At 69.2% G+C, this 15181-nt stretch carries 12 protein-coding genes and 1 tRNA gene; 8 read left to right on the forward strand and 5 right to left on the reverse strand.

Annotation, left to right across the window (positions count from 1 at the left end; translation table 11 throughout):
• Positions 1-96: 96 nt before the first annotated feature.
• The 6 genes from WMF34_RS35065 (at position 97) to WMF34_RS35090 (ending at position 5289) form a co-directional block, all read left to right on the forward strand.
• Positions 97-1266, forward strand: coding sequence for an acyl-CoA dehydrogenase family protein (locus WMF34_RS35065; RefSeq protein WP_012239515.1), 1170 nt, complete (start codon positions 97-99; stop codon positions 1264-1266).
• A 222-nt stretch (positions 1267-1488) separates the two neighbouring features.
• A tRNA-Ala gene (locus WMF34_RS35070) sits at positions 1489-1561 on the forward strand.
• Between the two features lie 86 nt (positions 1562-1647).
• Positions 1648-2736: a nicotinate-nucleotide--dimethylbenzimidazole phosphoribosyltransferase gene (gene cobT / locus WMF34_RS35075; protein ID WP_437990564.1), complete on the forward strand. Its 1089-nt coding sequence runs from the start codon at positions 1648-1650 to the stop codon at positions 2734-2736.
• Positions 2733-3500 carry an adenosylcobinamide-GDP ribazoletransferase gene (locus WMF34_RS35080; RefSeq protein WP_437990565.1) on the forward strand — a complete coding sequence of 256 codons (768 nt, stop codon included), beginning with the start codon at positions 2733-2735 and terminating at the stop codon, positions 3498-3500. Before cobT ends, WMF34_RS35080 begins: the two co-directional genes overlap by 4 nt.
• Positions 3501-3515: 15 nt before the next feature.
• Positions 3516-4148 (forward strand): histidine phosphatase family protein, encoded by a 633-nt coding sequence (locus WMF34_RS35085; protein ID WP_012239518.1) that lies wholly within the window; start codon positions 3516-3518, stop codon positions 4146-4148.
• 22 nt (positions 4149-4170) lie between these two features.
• Complete coding sequence (locus WMF34_RS35090; protein WP_437990566.1) at positions 4171-5289, forward strand: arginase family protein; 1119 nt, start codon at positions 4171-4173, stop codon at positions 5287-5289.
• Between the two features lie 6 nt (positions 5290-5295).
• Here WMF34_RS35090 and WMF34_RS35095 read toward each other — a convergent pair whose 3' ends face one another.
• Positions 5296-6168: a sulfurtransferase gene (locus WMF34_RS35095; protein ID WP_437990567.1), complete on the reverse strand. Its 873-nt coding sequence runs from the start codon at positions 6166-6168 to the stop codon at positions 5296-5298.
• 750 nt (positions 6169-6918) lie between these two features.
• Between WMF34_RS35095 and WMF34_RS35100 the strand changes: the two genes are divergently transcribed.
• On the forward strand, positions 6919-7221 hold the full coding sequence (locus tag WMF34_RS35100) for a hypothetical protein (protein WP_044966549.1): 303 nt from the start codon (positions 6919-6921) through the stop codon (positions 7219-7221).
• A 155-nt stretch (positions 7222-7376) separates the two neighbouring features.
• Here the strand turns inward: WMF34_RS35100 and WMF34_RS35105 are convergent, their stop codons facing one another.
• The 3 genes from WMF34_RS35105 to WMF34_RS35115 form a co-directional block, all read right to left on the reverse strand.
• The gene (locus WMF34_RS35105) at positions 7377-8903 is read right to left on the reverse strand and encodes a DUF1552 domain-containing protein (RefSeq protein WP_437990568.1); all 1527 of its coding nucleotides are present in this window, start codon (positions 8901-8903) and stop codon (positions 7377-7379) included.
• An 83-nt stretch (positions 8904-8986) separates the two neighbouring features.
• Entirely contained in the window at positions 8987-10465 is a 1479-nt protein-coding gene (locus WMF34_RS35110; protein WP_437990569.1) for a DUF1592 domain-containing protein, read from the reverse strand.
• A gap of 521 nt (positions 10466-10986) precedes the next feature.
• The gene (locus WMF34_RS35115; RefSeq protein ID WP_437990570.1) at positions 10987-13047 is read right to left on the reverse strand and encodes an O-linked N-acetylglucosamine transferase family protein; all 2061 of its coding nucleotides are present in this window, start codon (positions 13045-13047) and stop codon (positions 10987-10989) included.
• Between the two features lie 611 nt (positions 13048-13658).
• On the opposite strand from WMF34_RS35115, the gene WMF34_RS35120 reads away from it, so the two are divergent.
• Positions 13659-14231 carry a hypothetical protein gene (locus WMF34_RS35120; RefSeq protein WP_012239525.1) on the forward strand — a complete coding sequence of 191 codons (573 nt, stop codon included), beginning with the start codon at positions 13659-13661 and terminating at the stop codon, positions 14229-14231.
• A gap of 86 nt (positions 14232-14317) precedes the next feature.
• Here the strand turns inward: WMF34_RS35120 and WMF34_RS35125 are convergent, their stop codons facing one another.
• A complete protein-coding gene (locus WMF34_RS35125) occupies positions 14318-15091 on the reverse strand; it encodes an FxLYD domain-containing protein (RefSeq protein WP_437990571.1) in 774 nt (257 codons plus the stop codon).
• Positions 15092-15181 lie beyond the last annotated feature (90 nt).

A 15181-nucleotide genomic window follows, 5' to 3' on the forward strand; every position in this document is an offset into this window, starting at 1 on the left:
GACCAGGCGCGGCAGAAGCGCCGAGGTGCGGCGCTTGCGCTGGAAAATGTTTCGTGTACGAATCATCTCGGTCGTGCCGGCGAGGAGGGGTTCACGATGTGGCAGCCGTTCACGGAAGAACATCAGCAGTTCAGGAAGACGGTGCGGGCCTTCGCAGAGAAGGAGCTCGCTCCTCATGTGGAGGAGTGGGAGTCGTCGGAGTGCTTTCCCAGCTGGGTGTTCAAGCGCGCCGGCGAGCTCGGGATCCTGGGCGCGCACTTCCCGGAGGAGCACGGCGGCGCCGGGCTCGACTACTGGTTCTCGGCGGCCAAGGCCGAGGAGCTCGTGCGCTGCACGATGGCGGGCGTCTCGATGGGGCTGCTCGTGCAGAGCGACATGGCGACCCCGGTGATCAGCGACATCGGCACGAAGGAGCAGATCGAGGAGTTCCTCAAGCCGGCGCTCGCGGGCGACAAGATCGCCGCGCTCGGCGTCTCCGAGCCGGCGGCCGGCAGCGACGTGGCCGGGATCCGGACGATCGCGCGCAAGGAGGGCGATGATTACGTGCTGAACGGGCAGAAGACGTTCATCACGAACGGGACGCGCGCCGATTTCGTGACGCTGCTCGCCAAGACATCGCCGGACAAGGGCGCCCACGGCTGCTCGTTCTTCCTCGTGCCGACGGCGCTCCGCGGCTTCAACGTCGCGAAGAAGCTGAAGAAGATCGGCAACAAGTCCTCGGACACCGCGGAGCTCTTCCTGGAGGACGTGCGGGTGCCGGGGCGCTACCTGCTCGGCGAGCCCGATCAGGGCTTCGCGTACCTGATGCAGAACTTCCAGACCGAGCGGCTGGTCGCCGCGGTGAGCGCGATCGCGAGCTCGTTCATGACGCTCGACGGCACGGTCGAGTACGGGCGCGAGCGGGTGGCGTTCGGCAAGCCGATCATCAAGCGCGAGTCGTGGCAGCACAAGCTCGTCGACCTGTACACGCGCTGCGAGGCGGCGCGCGCGTTCGCCTACAAGTGCGTCGACCACTACAACGACGAGCGGTACGTGCGGAAGGTGCCGATCAGCTTCGACACGGTGAAGCTCATCTCGATGGCGAAGATCCTGGCCGGCGACGTGGCGAACGACGTCGTGGACACGTGCCTGCAGTTCCACGGAGGCTGGGGCTACATCGAGGACTTCCCGATCGCGCGCGCCTGGCGCGATCAGCGGCTCCTCCGCATCGGCGGCGGGACGACCGAGACGATGAAGTACTACCTGGCAAAGCTGATGAACTTCTGAGCGCCCCGCGGCCCGGCGGCCGCATCGCCGCCAGGCCGCGCGGAGCTCGCCGCTGGGAGCACCCACCCGGCAACGGGCGCAAACACGCGCAAACGCACGCAAACACGCGCAAACAAGCACAAACAGCCGCGAACCGACGCCCTCGGACACAAAAGCGCGCCGGTCGAAAAAAAGTAGAGACAAGCGGCGCGAGAGGCTGTAGATATCCCGCTCCCAACGACCGGGGCTGTAGCTCAGCTGGGAGAGCGCATGACTGGCAGTCATGAGGTCAGGGGTTCGATCCCCCTCAGCTCCACCGATAGGACCGAAGGACTCCTGTTTCTGTAAGGAGTCCGCACCGCCGTGCCCGCTCGCCGGCGTGTCGGAGTAGAGAACCCGGACATGGCTCTCTTGCCTCACTGGGTCTTCCCGGAGCTCGACGCGAGCGCGTTGGGCGCGGCGCGCGCGCGACAAGACACGCTGACCAAGCCGCGCGGCAGCCTCGGAGTCCTCGAGGATCTCGCCGTGGCGCTCGCCGGCATCCAGGGCGGGGCGCCCGCGAGCCGGCCCGCGGCGGCGGTGCTCTTCGCCGCCGATCACCCCGTCGCCCGGCACGGCGTGTCGGCGTACCCGCCAGAGGTCACGGCGGCGATGGTGGCGAACTTCGTGCGCGGCGGCGCCGCCGCCAGCGTCCTCTGCCGGAACCTCGGTGTCGATCTGCGGGTCGTGGACGTCGGGGTCGCCCACCCGTACGAGCGCGTCGACGGCGGCGATGGCGCGCGGCTGCGGCGCGATCCGGTCGCCGACGATCCCATCGGCGACCTGCGGATCGAGGACGCGCTCTCGGAGGTTGTCTACGAGCGCGCGCTCCGCGCGGGCGCCGCGGAGATCGACGCGCTTGATAGCGACACGCGCGTCGTCCTGCTCGGCGACATGGGCATCGGCAACACGACCGCGGCGGCGGCCATGACGGCGCTGCTCCTCGGGCTCGCGCCGGAGGACGTCGTCGGGGCGGGGACCGGCGTCTCCGGCGACGCGCTGTCGCGCAAGATCGAGGTCGTGCGCGACGCGACGCGACGCGCGCAGGAGGTCTCGGGCGTCCAGCGCACCGATCCGCACCGCGTCGTGCAGGCGGTCGGCGGGAAGGAGATCGCCGCGCTGGTGGGCGCCATGGCGCGGGCGATCGAGCTGCGCATGGCGGTGCTCGTCGACGGCTTCATCGTCTCGACGGCGGCGCTCGCGCTCGTCCGGATGTGCGCCGAGGCGCGGTCGGGCATGCTCTTCGCCCACCGCTCGGCCGAGCGCGGTCACGCCCACGTCCTCGCGGCGCTCGACGCGCGCCCCTTGCTGGACCTCGGGATGCGGCTCGGTGAGGCGAGCGCGGCGCTGGCCGCGCTGCCCCTCCTCGACGCGGCCTGCGCCCTCCACGCCGGCATGGCGACGTTCGCGAGCGCGAGCGTGCCGGATCGCGCGCGGCCCGGGACTCCATGACGGCGCCGCCGGTGCTGCGCGGCGCCCGCGCAGCGGCGACCTTCCTCACGCGCGTCCCGGTCGGCGGCTTCCCCTACGCCGAGGCGGACTGGCGCTGGGCCTCTGCGTGGTTCCCGTTCGTGGGCGCCGCGCTCGGCGCGGCCCAGGCCGCGGTGTGGCTGCTCGTCGATCGGAGCGGCGCGCTCGTCGCGGCGAGCGTCACCGTGGCCCTCGGGCTGCTGCTGACCGGGGCGTTCCACGAGGACGGCCTCGCGGACACGGCCGACGCGCTCGGCGGCGCGTTCGATCGCGCTCGGATCTTCGAGATCCTCAAGGACAGCCGCATCGGCGCGTTCGGCGCGGCGGCGCTGATCGTCGTCCTCGTGCTGCGCGTCGCCCTGCTCGCGCGGCTCGACGCCGCGGCGCCCGTCGCCCTCGTGCTGACGCAGTGCCTCTCGCGCACCCCGCCGATCTGGCTGATGGTCGCGCTGCCCTACGTGACCCAGAGCGGCTCGCGCAGCCGCCCGGTGGCGCAGGCGGCGCTCCCGCAGGCGCTGCTCGGCTCCTTCTGGCCGGCGCTCGCGCTCGCCGCGGCGCACGCCGCCGGGGCCCTCACGGCGGCCGAGGCGGCGGGCATGCTCGTCGCGGCCGCCTCCGCCGCGGCGATCTGCGGCCTCCGCTTCCGCGCCCGCGCCGGCGGGCTCACGGGCGACTTCCTGGGCGCGACGCAGCAGATCGCGGAGTGCGCCGCGCTGCTCGCCCTCGCGCTCGTGCGGGGCGGCTGAGCCGCGGGCGCGCGCGTGGATCCCCTCGCCCACGGCCTCGTCGCCTTCCGCCACGCCCCCGTCGCGCTCTCCGGCGTCTGCTACGGCCGCCTCGACGTCGCCGCGGAGCTCCCCCCGGAGGCTGCAGCGGCCGCGATCGAGCGCGCGCTCCGCGAGCTCCGCGTCCGCCCCGGCGTGGTCTTTTCGTCGCCGCTCTCCCGCTGCGCGCTCCCGGCCGCCGAGCTCGCCGCGCGCCTCGGGGCGCCGCACGCGGTCGACGAGCGCCTGCTCGAGATCTCCTACGGCGCGTGGGAGGGGCGCGCCTTCACGGACATCGAGCGCGACGACCCGGCCGCGTACGCCGCGTGGCTCCGCGACTGGGAGCGCGTCGGGCCGCCCGGGGGCGAGTCGGCGATCGAGGTCGAGTCCAGGGTGCGGTCGTTCTGGCGCGAGCTCGGCGCCCAGCGCCGCGTGGACGGCGTGGACGTCGCGGACGTCGCGTCCCGCGCGCGCCCGCACCTCCTGGTCGCGCACGCCGGGGTGCTGCGCGCGCTTCGGGTCGTCGCGCGCGGCGCCAGCTGGCCCGCGGCGATGAGCGCGCCGGTCCCTCACCTCACGGCCGAGCGCTTCCCTCTCCCTGCGTCCGCCCTTTCGCTGGCGGACCTTTGAGGGGCGCGTACCCTCGTCGGGCATGACCCCGCAAGAAGAGCTCGCGCTCCTGCTGCGCCCGGCGGCCGGAGGCCTCTACCTCGTCTCGACCGGCCGCGCGCAGCAGCTCGAGGTCCAGCGGCGGCTCTACGGCGCCGCGACCGAGGAGGAGGTCCTCGCGCGGTTCCGCGCGTCGCTCGACCGCATCGCCGGCGCGCGCGCCGTCCTGCTCGGCGTGCCCTCCGACGTCGGCGCGGGGTTCCTCCGCGGCTCCAACATGGGCCCGCAGGCCATCCGGACCGCGCTCCTCGACGCCTTCCCGGACTTCGTCGAGCGGGCGCGCGAGGTCGGGCTCGTCGACATCGGCGACGTGTTCGTCGTGCCGCAGCTCCTGCACGACGACATGCTCTCGGAGGCGCAGAAGACCGCGTCGCGCCGCGCGCTCTACCCTGGCGTGCCCGAGCCCGTGGCGTCGCGGCTGCCGGTCTCGCCGCTCTCCATCGCGGAGCGCGCGCTCGATCTCGTCTTCTCGATCAACCCGGGCGTCGCCCCCATCGTGCTCGGCGGCGATCACTCCACGGCCTTGCCGGTCGCGCGCGCGATCGCCCGCGCGCGGAAGCGGCCGTGGGGCATCGTCCAGCCGGACGCGCACACCGATCTCCTCGAGGAGCGGCTCGGGGTCGCGTACTGCTTCGCCACGTGGTCGTACCACGCGAACGAGCTGGTCGGGCGGGGCGGCCGGCTGACGCAGGTGGGGGTCCGCGCGTCGCAGAAGCCGCGCGAGCACTGGGAGAGCCGCTACGGCGTGCGGCAGTTCTGGGCGGCCGAGTGCCGCGCCGATCCGGCGGCGGCGCTCGACGCCATCGTGGCCCACGTGAAGAGCACCGGCGTCGAGGGCGTGTATTTCTCGAACGACATCGACGGCACGGACGCCGCGTACGCCGACGCCACGGGGACGCCCGAGCCGGACGGCCTGTCGCCCGAGTTCGTCGTGGCGCTCATCCGCCGGCTCGGGCGCGAGGTCGGCCTGATCGGCGGCGACGTCATGGAGGTCGCGCCGGCGCTCCAGCCGACGCCGGAGAGCGCGGCGCGCACGGTCGCGCTGGCGGCGCGCTACCTGCGCGAGACGATCGAGGCCACCGTCGGCCGCGCGCTCGCCTGACGCCGCTCAGGGCTCGGGGCCTCTGGCCGCGGGCAGGGCGGCGTCGCGGGCCCAATCGCTCCAGGACCCCTCGTAGAGGATCGCGTCCTCGCGGCCGAGCGTCGCCAGGGCGAGCAGGTCGTGGCAGGCGGTGACGCCGGAGCCGCAGTAGCAGACCACGGTGGCCGCATCGAGCGCGCCGAGGTCGCGGTAACGCCGCTCGAGCTCCGCGCGCTCGCGGAAGGCGCCCCCGGGGGCGCCGAGGTTCTCGACGAAGGGGGCGGAGCGGGCGCCGGGGATGTGGCCCGGGCGCGCGTCGACGGGCTCGCTCTGCCCCTCGTAGCGCTCGCGGGCGCGCGCATCGAGGATCACCGCCGCGGAATCGCGGCGCAGCCTGTCGACAGCCGCCTTGTCCGCGACCGGGGCGCCGCCGGGGGCGAGATCCATGGCGGGCGCTTCCGCGATCGTGGGAGCCCCGGTCGAGAGGGGGTGTCCCGCGGAGGTCCACGCCTGGAGTCCCCCGTCGAGCACGCGCCCGCCAGGATGACCGAAGTAGCGCAGCAGCCACCAGAGACGGGCGGCGATGGCGCCCCCGGCGTCGTCGTAGCCGACGACCACCGAGCCTGGGGTGACCCCGATGCGGGCGAGGACACGCGCGAACGCCGCCGCGTCGGGCAGCGGGTGGCGGCCTGGTCCGCCGTGCGCCGGGCTGGAGAGATCGGCGTCGACGTCGAGGTGGACGGCGCCCGGGATGTGCCCGCGGGCGTACTCGTCGGCGCCGCGGCGACCGCCGAGGTACCAGCGACAATCGACGACGCAGACGCGGGGATCGCCCGCGTGCGCCGCGAGCCATGCGACATCGACGAGCGGACCGGGGGCCACGAGGAGGGGATCGAGCATGGGCGAAGGGTACCCACCCTGCTCTCGCCCGGCCACATCGCGTCCTCACCATGTTCACCGTGCCCGGCTGCGCCCGGTCGCGCTGTGCAGCCGCACGCCTTTATCGCGCTCGGCGCGCGCCCCCAGAGCGGCGGAATTTGCAAGCGCTTTTGGCCGTCGAGACTGGCTTGAGAGCGTAAGGCACGTACATCAATCAGCGCATACAGCACCCCTGGTTGCGAGGATGCCCACCACAAACCGCTTGATCTTCGAAACGCGTTTGCTTGTGCTGCCTACCCGCGCCGGAGGACAACCCTGGCCTCGCTCAGCTCTTCACCAAGCGAGCCGCTACGGCCACGGGCGACGTGTTCACAAAAGTTCGGCTTCACGAGATCCATTGATCGATCGCGCCTCTGGAGGTCGGACGAATCGAAGCCTTTCCCATTGTCCCCGCGGGGAAGAAAGCTATACTTTTCTCTCCAGCCAAACTCAGCACGATCTATGAAACTTCGATTTTCAAACTTCGCAGCAGCAGCAATCGTCACCCTCCTCTCACCTCTCCCAGGCTGCTCCGATGACGGAGACACCGGGAGCTCGGCAGCCGGAGGCACGACCACTGGAGCGTCCACCTCGAGTGCATCCGGGTCCGGCGGGCAGGGCACGGGCGGGGATGGCGCTGGAGGGGCCACGTCCGCGAGCTCGAGCTCCGCGGCGTCCGGTGGTGGCGGCCCGACGGTCGAGCCAACCTTTGACACGATCCGGTACGTCGTCGTGGAGGCTCACTGCTCCGATGCGACCTGCCACAACGGCGAGGCGCAACCGACACTGCTGGACGACGAGACCCTCTACGCGACCCTGACCTCACACATCTCCGAGGCCTGCGGCAACATTCCGGTCGTCACCCCCGGCGACCCAGCGCGGAGCGCCCTCGTCAAGATCATCAAGGAACCCTGCGGGGATGCCGGCCGCATGCCCAGGGGCTGCAACCCCGCACCCGGCCCAGAATACACTTGCCTGCCCCAGGAATACATCGACGCGATCGAGCAGTGGGTCCTTGACGGCGCGCTTCATTGAGCGGCCGATGCGTGGTGCGAGCCGAGGCCTCACTGCTGCCGAAACCTTCCGCCGCAGAGTCGCGCCCGTCCTGGGCGCACCAGGCAAAAGGCCCCTCCTGAGAGGAGGGGCCTTTTTTATTTCGCTCGAGCCGGCAGCCCCGGCACGAGCGACGATCAGCCGTTCGCGCGAAGCGCCTTGAACTCACCAGCGTCCTTGATGGACACTGGATTGTTCTCGCTGGCGAAGAGCTTGGTGTCGTCGTGCTTGCCGAAGTGAGTCACCTCTGCCGAGCCGCCGATCGCCGGGAAGCCGTCCGCGCCGGCCTTCACCCCGATGGCGTTCAGCAGGTTGCAGAAGTACTTGTTGATCGGCTGCGTGGCGACATCCGGCGGAGTCCCCGTGCCGTCGATCTCGCCGAACTCGAGCTTCGTCTGGCCCGGCCCGCAGGCAGCCTCGCTGTTACCGACGGCCAGGTCAGCCTTGCCACCCTCGACGTTCACCGCCTGACCCGTCTTGAAGTAGCCGCCGCAGCTCCCTGCCTGGAGGATCGGCAGGTTGTTGAGGTTGTGGCTGTTGCCGTCGGAGTCCTCCTGGAACCAGACGGTCGCGGTGTTGTCGAGGAGCTTCCCCTCACCCTCCTCGATGCTGTCGAGCCGACCGACGAGGTAAGCGAACTTCTTCGCGTACCAGTCGTCGATCTGCTGAATCATCTCGATGACGCCAGGAACGCAATCACCACCCATGTTGGCGTCGCCAACGCGGTGGGAGATGCCATGGGAGTCCTTCGAATGATTGATGCCGTCCCACTTGAACGTGAGGGTCCCGGGGAACTTCATGAAGATGACGCGGTTCTGGTCGCAGATGGCCGAAAGCACCGCGAGGTCCATCATGACGTTCGTCGACTTCGACAGGTCGGTCCCGAGGCCACCCCCCTGCGAGGCCGCTTGCACGGACTGGGCCGTCAGACCGAGCGCCTCTGCCTGCGCGGCGCTGCACTGGGCCCTGACCGTGTTCGTGGTCTGGTGGAGGAGTTCCTTCCAGTCGGAGAGCCGCTGCTTGTCCGCCCTGCTCATCCTGACCCTCTCGAGGGTCTCCAGATCCTCCCGCACGACGTCGATCACACTCTTGCCGCGGGCCACCTTGTACGTATCCTGCGACACGGGGCCCTGGCCGAAGAGGCCCGTGAGGTTATTGTAGATCGTCGTCGGAGACCCGATGCCGGGGAAGATCTGCTTGGGCTTGTCGTACGAGAAATTGGAGAACGAGTCCTGCCGCACTCCGCCGATCTGCATCACGAGGGGAGCGGCGCCGTTGGGGTTGACCTGCTCCGCGGCGATGTGATCGAGCGACCGCCCGGTCGACTTCGCGTTGAACTTGTCGCTCTCGGGCGTCACCGGGTAGCAGGTGAAATACGACCCCATGACCTGACCGTGGGGGTCGTTGTTCTGGCCGTGGGTCCGCCCGAAGCTCCACTCGTTCATCGCCCGGATGCCACGGGGCATCAGGAGCTTCTTTGCAAAGGGCGCGAGGTGCTTGAGCGTCGTCGCCTCGTAATCGGCGGCGGTCAATTCGCCGTGGGACTTCTTCGGGAACCACCGGTTCGTCAGGCAGCCATAGTGCGTGAAGAGCACGATCAGCCGCTTCGGAGCGCCGCCGCCGGCCGACTGCGCCTCGGCGTCACGCTCGGCGACAGAGCCCAAGAACGGTGCAGCGACGACGGCTCCACCCAGGCCTCGGAGGAATACTCTTCGGTTGAGGTTCTTCATCATGGTCGTATTCCTTCTCAATCCCCGAGGACGGTGCGCAGGCGGAACGAATCGGCCTGGGTAAGATCCGTGAGCAAATTGATGATGGTATAGCCGTCGCTCGACAGCTTGTCGCTGAGCTCGTTGACGGTGCAGGCGTCGTTCGTGTTCGGCACCCGCCGGCGCGCCCAGGAGACCCACTGCTCGGCATAGTGACGCTTGGCGATCGCACCGGCGCCGAGCTCGGTCATCATCTCGAGGGGTGTCGTGATCGTCTTCGTGTTGGTGTCGCTGAAGTAGACGTCGTCCGTCGCGTTGATGTCGCCGCCGAGCGGATCCTTCGTCTGCACCTTGCCAACGGAGTCGAACCTCTCGAGCACGAAGCCCGGCGGGTTGACGAGCTTGCTGTGGCAGTCGACGCACCCCGCGGGGGAGGTCAGCGCCTCGATGGCCTCACGCTCCGTGGAGAACGGGCCCGGAGGCCGCGGCGTCTGGTCGGCGCCGGGCGTCGGCTTCAGGGTGAGCCCGAGCAGCCTGTTGGCGACGAACGCGCCCCGGAGGATCGGGCTCGTGGCGCCGAAGGACGAGTAGGAGCTCAGGAACCCGACGCGGGTCAAGAACCCCGGCCGCTCGTTCGGGTCGAGCTCCACCCGCGTCAGATCCGCGCCGTAGTCGGCGGCGTTGAGCCCGTAGATCGGAGCGGTGTCCTTGTTCACGTAGGCGACGTTGCTGAGGAAGATGTCCTTGAACGACCCCCCCTCGAACGCCACCTCCTCGAAGAAGGCGTCGATCTCGGCCAGCATCGGAGCGACGATGTCCGGGGAGTAGTCGGGGAACTTGGTCGTGTCGTGCTCGACCGTCCCCCAGTGCGACCCCTGACGGATGTCCGCGTAAGCACGATGGAAAAGCGCCACGATCGGCGCCGTCTTGGTGCGGTCCTGAACCATCCGCTCCGCCTGCGCGAGGATCTGCTCCCTGGTGGTGAGCTGACCCGCGTCTGCGGCGGTGTTCAAGGCGTCATCCGGAATGGATCCCCAGAGCAGGAACGCGAGCCTCGTCGCCACCTCGTGGCTGGAGAGCTTGATGGCGCCGTTCTCCGCGTCGTCCGTCAGCTCGGGGACCGTGATGAACGAGGGCGAAGCGAGCATGGCGAAGAGGATGGCCTCGGCGACCTCCGCGGGCGTGCCCTTGGGCTCGAGCGCGTTGAACCGCATGTAGCGCTGCACCTCTTCGTCCGTCACAGGGCGGCGGAAAGCCTTGCGGCCGAAATCGCGGATCGTCGACTCGAGGCACCCGGCCGCCGCCGGATCGCAGGCGATGAACTTGGACTTGTTCGCCCCAGCCATCACCTCGGCGGCGATGCTTTCGGCGGCCACGAGGTAGGAGTTCCAGGCGATGTCCGTGATGCTGCCCTCGAAGTCGGCCACGAGGAGCGAGGACGGGTTGCCCGTGGGAGCGTTCGGCACGTTCGTCACGCCGAGCAGATCCCTCACCACCGCGTCGTACTCCCGGTTCAAGAGCCGCGGGACCTGGGATGTCGCCCAGATGCCGGGAGTGCAGACATCCGGGTCCCCGGGGTCCGGCTCGTCCGGCCCGCCCCCCGTACCGGCGCCAGAGGTCTCCCCGCCGCTGGAGGAGACCCCAGGTTCGCCGGGTGCGATCTCGCCAGTGCAACCAGCGAGAAAAGTTGATGATGTCAAAAATGTTGCCGTACCGATGTACGCTAGTTGCCGCAGCGTTCGCATAATGTGACTATCCCCGACCTGCGCCGAACTGATCCCTCAGCGCAGGATTCCAACGCGGCCCAACCGGCGAGTCCTCGACTCGGTGAGCTGGCGCCCACAAGCGCTGTGGAGGCCGCTCGCGTGGTGGAATCTTCGCGCATGGCTTTACGAGAACGTGTCATGAGCGCGGAGCGCCGGAGCGCCGGGCCCACGCGGCGCATTCATCACTCGAGAGCGCGACAGGCTCGGCAGCGAGACCGCTCAGGGGTTCGCCTCGAGCGCGGCGAACTCGCCTGGATCGTGCGGCCTTCGCCTCAGGCTTGAGCGCAGAAACGGCGCCAGATGTCGCGGTAGATCGACTCGAGATTGCGGGCGAAGCGCGGGCCGTCCATGAGCGGCGACTGCTTCATGCGATCGCGCAGCGTTCGGCGAAGCTCGCCCAGGTGCTCGAGGTCCTCGGCGAGCGAGCTGGCGACCCGAACGTAGTGTTCCGGCGTCGTCGCGATGAGCTCCGGCAGACCCAGGTTCATCGCCTGGCAGACGCCGGCGCGGCCGACCACGGTTTCACCTGCGAGGGTCACCACCGGGACGCCCATCCACAGCGCGTCGAGGCTCGTGGTGTGGCCGTTGGAAGGGAACGTATCGAGACAGATGTCGATCTCGCGGTACCTTCGCAGATAGTCGAGCCGCCCGCACCGATCGACGAACTCGATCCGATCGAGCTGGACGCCCCCTTCCGCGAAGATCGAGCGCACCCGGTCCCGCGCCTTCCCCCGAGGCGCCATGAGCGTGAGCCGCGACCTGGGCACCGCGGCCAGCACCCTCGTCCAGACATGGAGCACCCCTTCATTCACCTTCCTGAAGTGGTTCAGGCAGCCGAAGTTGACCCTCCCCTCCGCGAGAGCGGGGAGAGCGCTCACGTCGGGCACGCCGGTGAGCGGGTCGTAGCACCAGAAGGAGTCGGGGAGCCGAAGGGTCTCCTCCGTGTAGACGTCCGTGTTTGCGCCGGGGGGATCGAGGAAGGGATCGGACAGGCGATAGTCCATCGTTTCGAGGCCCGTCGTGCCGGGGTACGCCAGCCAGCACACCTGAAGGGGAGCGGGCCGGCGGGCAAAGACCAGGACGCGGCGGTCCGTCATATGCATGGTGAGATCGACCAGGATGTCGATCCGATCCCGTCGAATGACCTCGGACAGGGCAGCGTCGTCCAGCGCCGCGACCTCGCGAAAGACGTCGGCATGACCGCGAATGCGATCCGTCAGGTTATCCGGCTTGTCCGTGCTCGAGTAGCAGAAGATCTCGAACTGCCGGTGGTCATGGTTCTGGAACACCGGGATCGTGAAGAGAGACTGGACGTGCGTCCGGAAGTCGGGTGACACGTAGCCGATGCGGAGCCGCCGGTCGGACGAGCGATCGGTCGTGTGAGGGGCAGCCTGCGCGGCGAGGGGACGGGCATGCCGGGCATTCCACGCGCGCGCCTCGGCGAGGATGTCGCTCTCGGTGACGTTCGGCCAGAACGGCATGTTGAAGAGAAGAGCGCTGTGCGCAGCGGGGTCGTCGGGGCACAGGGCGACCGCTTCGCGGTACATCGCCTGGGACTCGTCGAGGAGCCCCGACTCGCCGAGCGCGGCGGCGAGATAATCCCGAGCGACATGGAAGTTTCGGTCGATCTCGAGCGCTCGACGCAGATCGTCGATCGCTTCGTCGAAGCGGCCGGCGTCCGCGTGAATCGCGCCGAGCGCAGTGTACGCGTTGGCCATCCGCGGGTTGAGCTTCAGCGCCACGCGATACCAGACCGCGGCGTCGTCCGACCGGCCGCCGAGGCGCAATGTCTCGCCGAGGGCCGCCAGGGCATCAGGTGCGCTCAAGCTCGACTCGGGGCCGCGCGTCGCCGCCGGACCGACCCCGGCGGCAGCACCCCGTCGGCCCCTCAGGCTCGCGAGGCGCTCGACAGCCTGCAATAACCCAGGCTCGAGATCGCGGGCGCGCTCGTAGCACGCCGCAGCCGCGTCCAGGTCCCCTTGCTCCTCGAACGTGAGAGCGAGGTTGAACACCGCTTCGGCGAAGTCGGGCTTCCGCGCGACGGCCATGAGCAGCACGGCGACCGCCTGGGGTCTCCGGCCGAGGCAGCGATACACGTCGCCGAGATGCGACAGGTAGAGGGCGTTGTTCGGGGCGACGCGGACGGCTCGCTCGAGGAGCGCGGCGGCCTCCGCGAGCCGACCGGATTGCACGGTGATCACGCTGAGAAGAAGCAGCGCGTCGCCATTCCCGGGCGCTTGCTCGAGCACGCCGCGATAGAGGAGCTCTGCGCGATCGACCTGCCCGGCCCGATGAAACTGCACTGCCAAGTCGAAGAGCGAAGCGGCGGTCACGGGGAGTTCCTTGTCGAAAGAGTTCTGGATCTCGCCGAGCAGGATGGCTGCGCCCGGGCGCTGAGCGCAAGCCAGTTCTCATGTCGACCGGCGCGTCCAGCATGGCTGTACGATGGGAGAGCCACTTCGGGAGGGCCACTTCGAGGAGCTTGACTTTCGGATGGCGCCTGGAGCTCCTCGCCCCTCCCGAGTTGATCGTGCCGGACCGAGCCAGGCAACCGAGCTCGGGCGCCGCGCCTGACGCAGCGAAGAGCCCTGCTGACATGGTGCGACGAGGAGCAACGACGCGACGCGCCCGTCCCTCCGCCTGGTGACGGGAGGTTTTGAGAGGCGCTCAGGGCACGTGAGACCGGCTTGAGCGCACAAGGCACGAGTGTCAATCGACGCGTACAGCATGGCTGTACACCAGGATGGCGTCCACGAACCGCTTGATTTTCGGATGGCGTTTGCTCATTCTACCCGCACAAGAGGACGTTCCACGTCTCGCGCAGCTCTTGCCTGGGGGCGACGTGGATCGCGCGTCGCCTCTGCAATCCGAAGCTCGAAGCCTTTTGCTTCGATCCACGGGAACGAGAGCTAAACCTTCTCTCTCACCATCCTCGTCGTGAACCATGAAACTTCGATTCTCAAGCTTCATCGCGGCAGCATTCGTCGCCATCCTGTCACCGCTTTCGGGCTGCTCCGATGACCCTGACGATACCGGCGCTGGCGGCGCCGGCGGCACGGATGCCGGAAGCACGAGCGCGAGTGTGTCTGCCTCGAGCGCGGTCGGGTCCGGCGGTGCGGGCGGGGCTGGCTCGACCAGCGCGAGCACCGGCACCGGTGGCGACGGCGGCTCGACCGGCAGCGGCAGCGGGCAAGCACCGACGTTCGAGACGTTGCAGTACGTTGTACAAAACGCTTGTTGGGGGGCGGGTTGCCATAACGACGAGATGAACCCCCTGGACTTGATGATCGACGGAGAGCTTCACACGAGGGTGAGCTCCCACGTGACCAAGAACTGCGGCAATCTCATCGATACCGGTAATCCGGAAGAGAGCGGGCTCATCAGGATCCTGAAGGGGCCGTGCGGCGGAACTCCGCGAATGCCCCTTGAATGCGTCAGCGATGGGGATGCCGCGTGCATCCCCCCCGACTACATCGAGGCGCTCACGCAATGGATCGCTGACGGCGCGCAGGAGTAGCCGGGCTCGGCGAGTAGCCGCCGACGGGTCGCGGCGCCCCACGGGCGCGTCGTGTCAGGGGATAGCCGAGCGACCCGTCGGACGGCCTACTGCTTTACCATCGCGCCTGCCGGATATGCGGCTTGATCAGCGCCGGGCATGTCCACGGTGCTCGTCTCGAAGGCCCAGCTGCCACCCGGCGGAATCTGGACTGTGCCGGTGGCGATCGCGACGCCGAGCGGGCGCCCGACGCGATTGACGGAGAAAACCGTGACGGAGGGGTCGCTCACCGCCACGTCGAGCCCGTTGAAGAGCGTGCCCGTGTACACCGTGCCGGCGCCACCCGTCACGGCCTTCACCTCGCTGGCGGTGAGGCCATCGATGGGAACGACGTCGAGAGCAAAGTAGGGGCACCGGTAGACGACGTATCCCACATCTTCGATCACGATGTCCGAGGGCAGATCCATCACCGCGGTCATGGTCACGTCACCTGGACCAACACACGCAGCGATCGCGTCCGAGCCATCCGTGACTCGATAGAAATGCTGAGTCAGCAACCCGTTGATCCCGGATGCCAGGGACTGCTGAGCCTTGTTGTAGAGCTCGACGGAGAGGGCAGCGCTGCAGGCCGGGGTATCCCCGTCGTTCCTCAACGCGGCGTAGAGCTCGGTGTTGGTCGGTCCTTTGCGGAGGGTCAGCGCGATCACGTTGAGCACGCCGTTCCCGCCAGGGAGCGCCATGATGGTGAGGTCTTCGGGGACGATGAGCGCCTCGTCACCAGTGTCCCCGCCCACCCCGGCACCGTCGTTCGCCTCGCCCGAGCAGGCCAGCGGGAGGAGCACGGCAGCAGGGAGGAGGAAGCGCTTCGCCAGCATGAACATGAGAAGAGATGCCCAGCCTATCGCTGCCCGCCATCGTTGGACAGCACGGAGTCGCGCCGTGAGGCGCACCACGAAGAGCGGCGATTTCGC

The organism is Sorangium sp. So ce145, from assembly GCF_051525985.1.
Lineage (GTDB): Bacteria > Myxococcota_A > Polyangia > Polyangiales > Polyangiaceae > Sorangium > Sorangium cellulosum_B.

Bases quoted from the DNA above. Each gene is read 5' to 3' on its own strand.
- WMF34_RS35065 (WP_012239515.1), top strand. From the start codon at position 97: ATGTGGCAGCCGTTCACGGAAGAACATCAGCAGTTCAGGAAGACGGTG.
- cobT (WP_437990564.1), top strand. From the start codon at position 1,648: ATGGCTCTCTTGCCTCACTGGGTCTTCCCGGAGCTCGACGCGAGCGCG.
- WMF34_RS35080 (WP_437990565.1), top strand. From the start codon at position 2,733: ATGACGGCGCCGCCGGTGCTGCGCGGCGCCCGCGCAGCGGCGACCTTC.
- WMF34_RS35090 (WP_437990566.1), top strand. From the start codon at position 4,171: ATGACCCCGCAAGAAGAGCTCGCGCTCCTGCTGCGCCCGGCGGCCGGA.
- WMF34_RS35095 (WP_437990567.1), bottom strand. From the start codon at position 6,168: ATGCTCGATCCCCTCCTCGTGGCCCCCGGTCCGCTCGTCGATGTCGCA.
- WMF34_RS35120 (WP_012239525.1), top strand. From the start codon at position 13,659: ATGAAACTTCGATTCTCAAGCTTCATCGCGGCAGCATTCGTCGCCATC.
- WMF34_RS35125 (WP_437990571.1), bottom strand. From the start codon at position 15,091: ATGTTCATGCTGGCGAAGCGCTTCCTCCTCCCTGCTGCCGTGCTCCTC.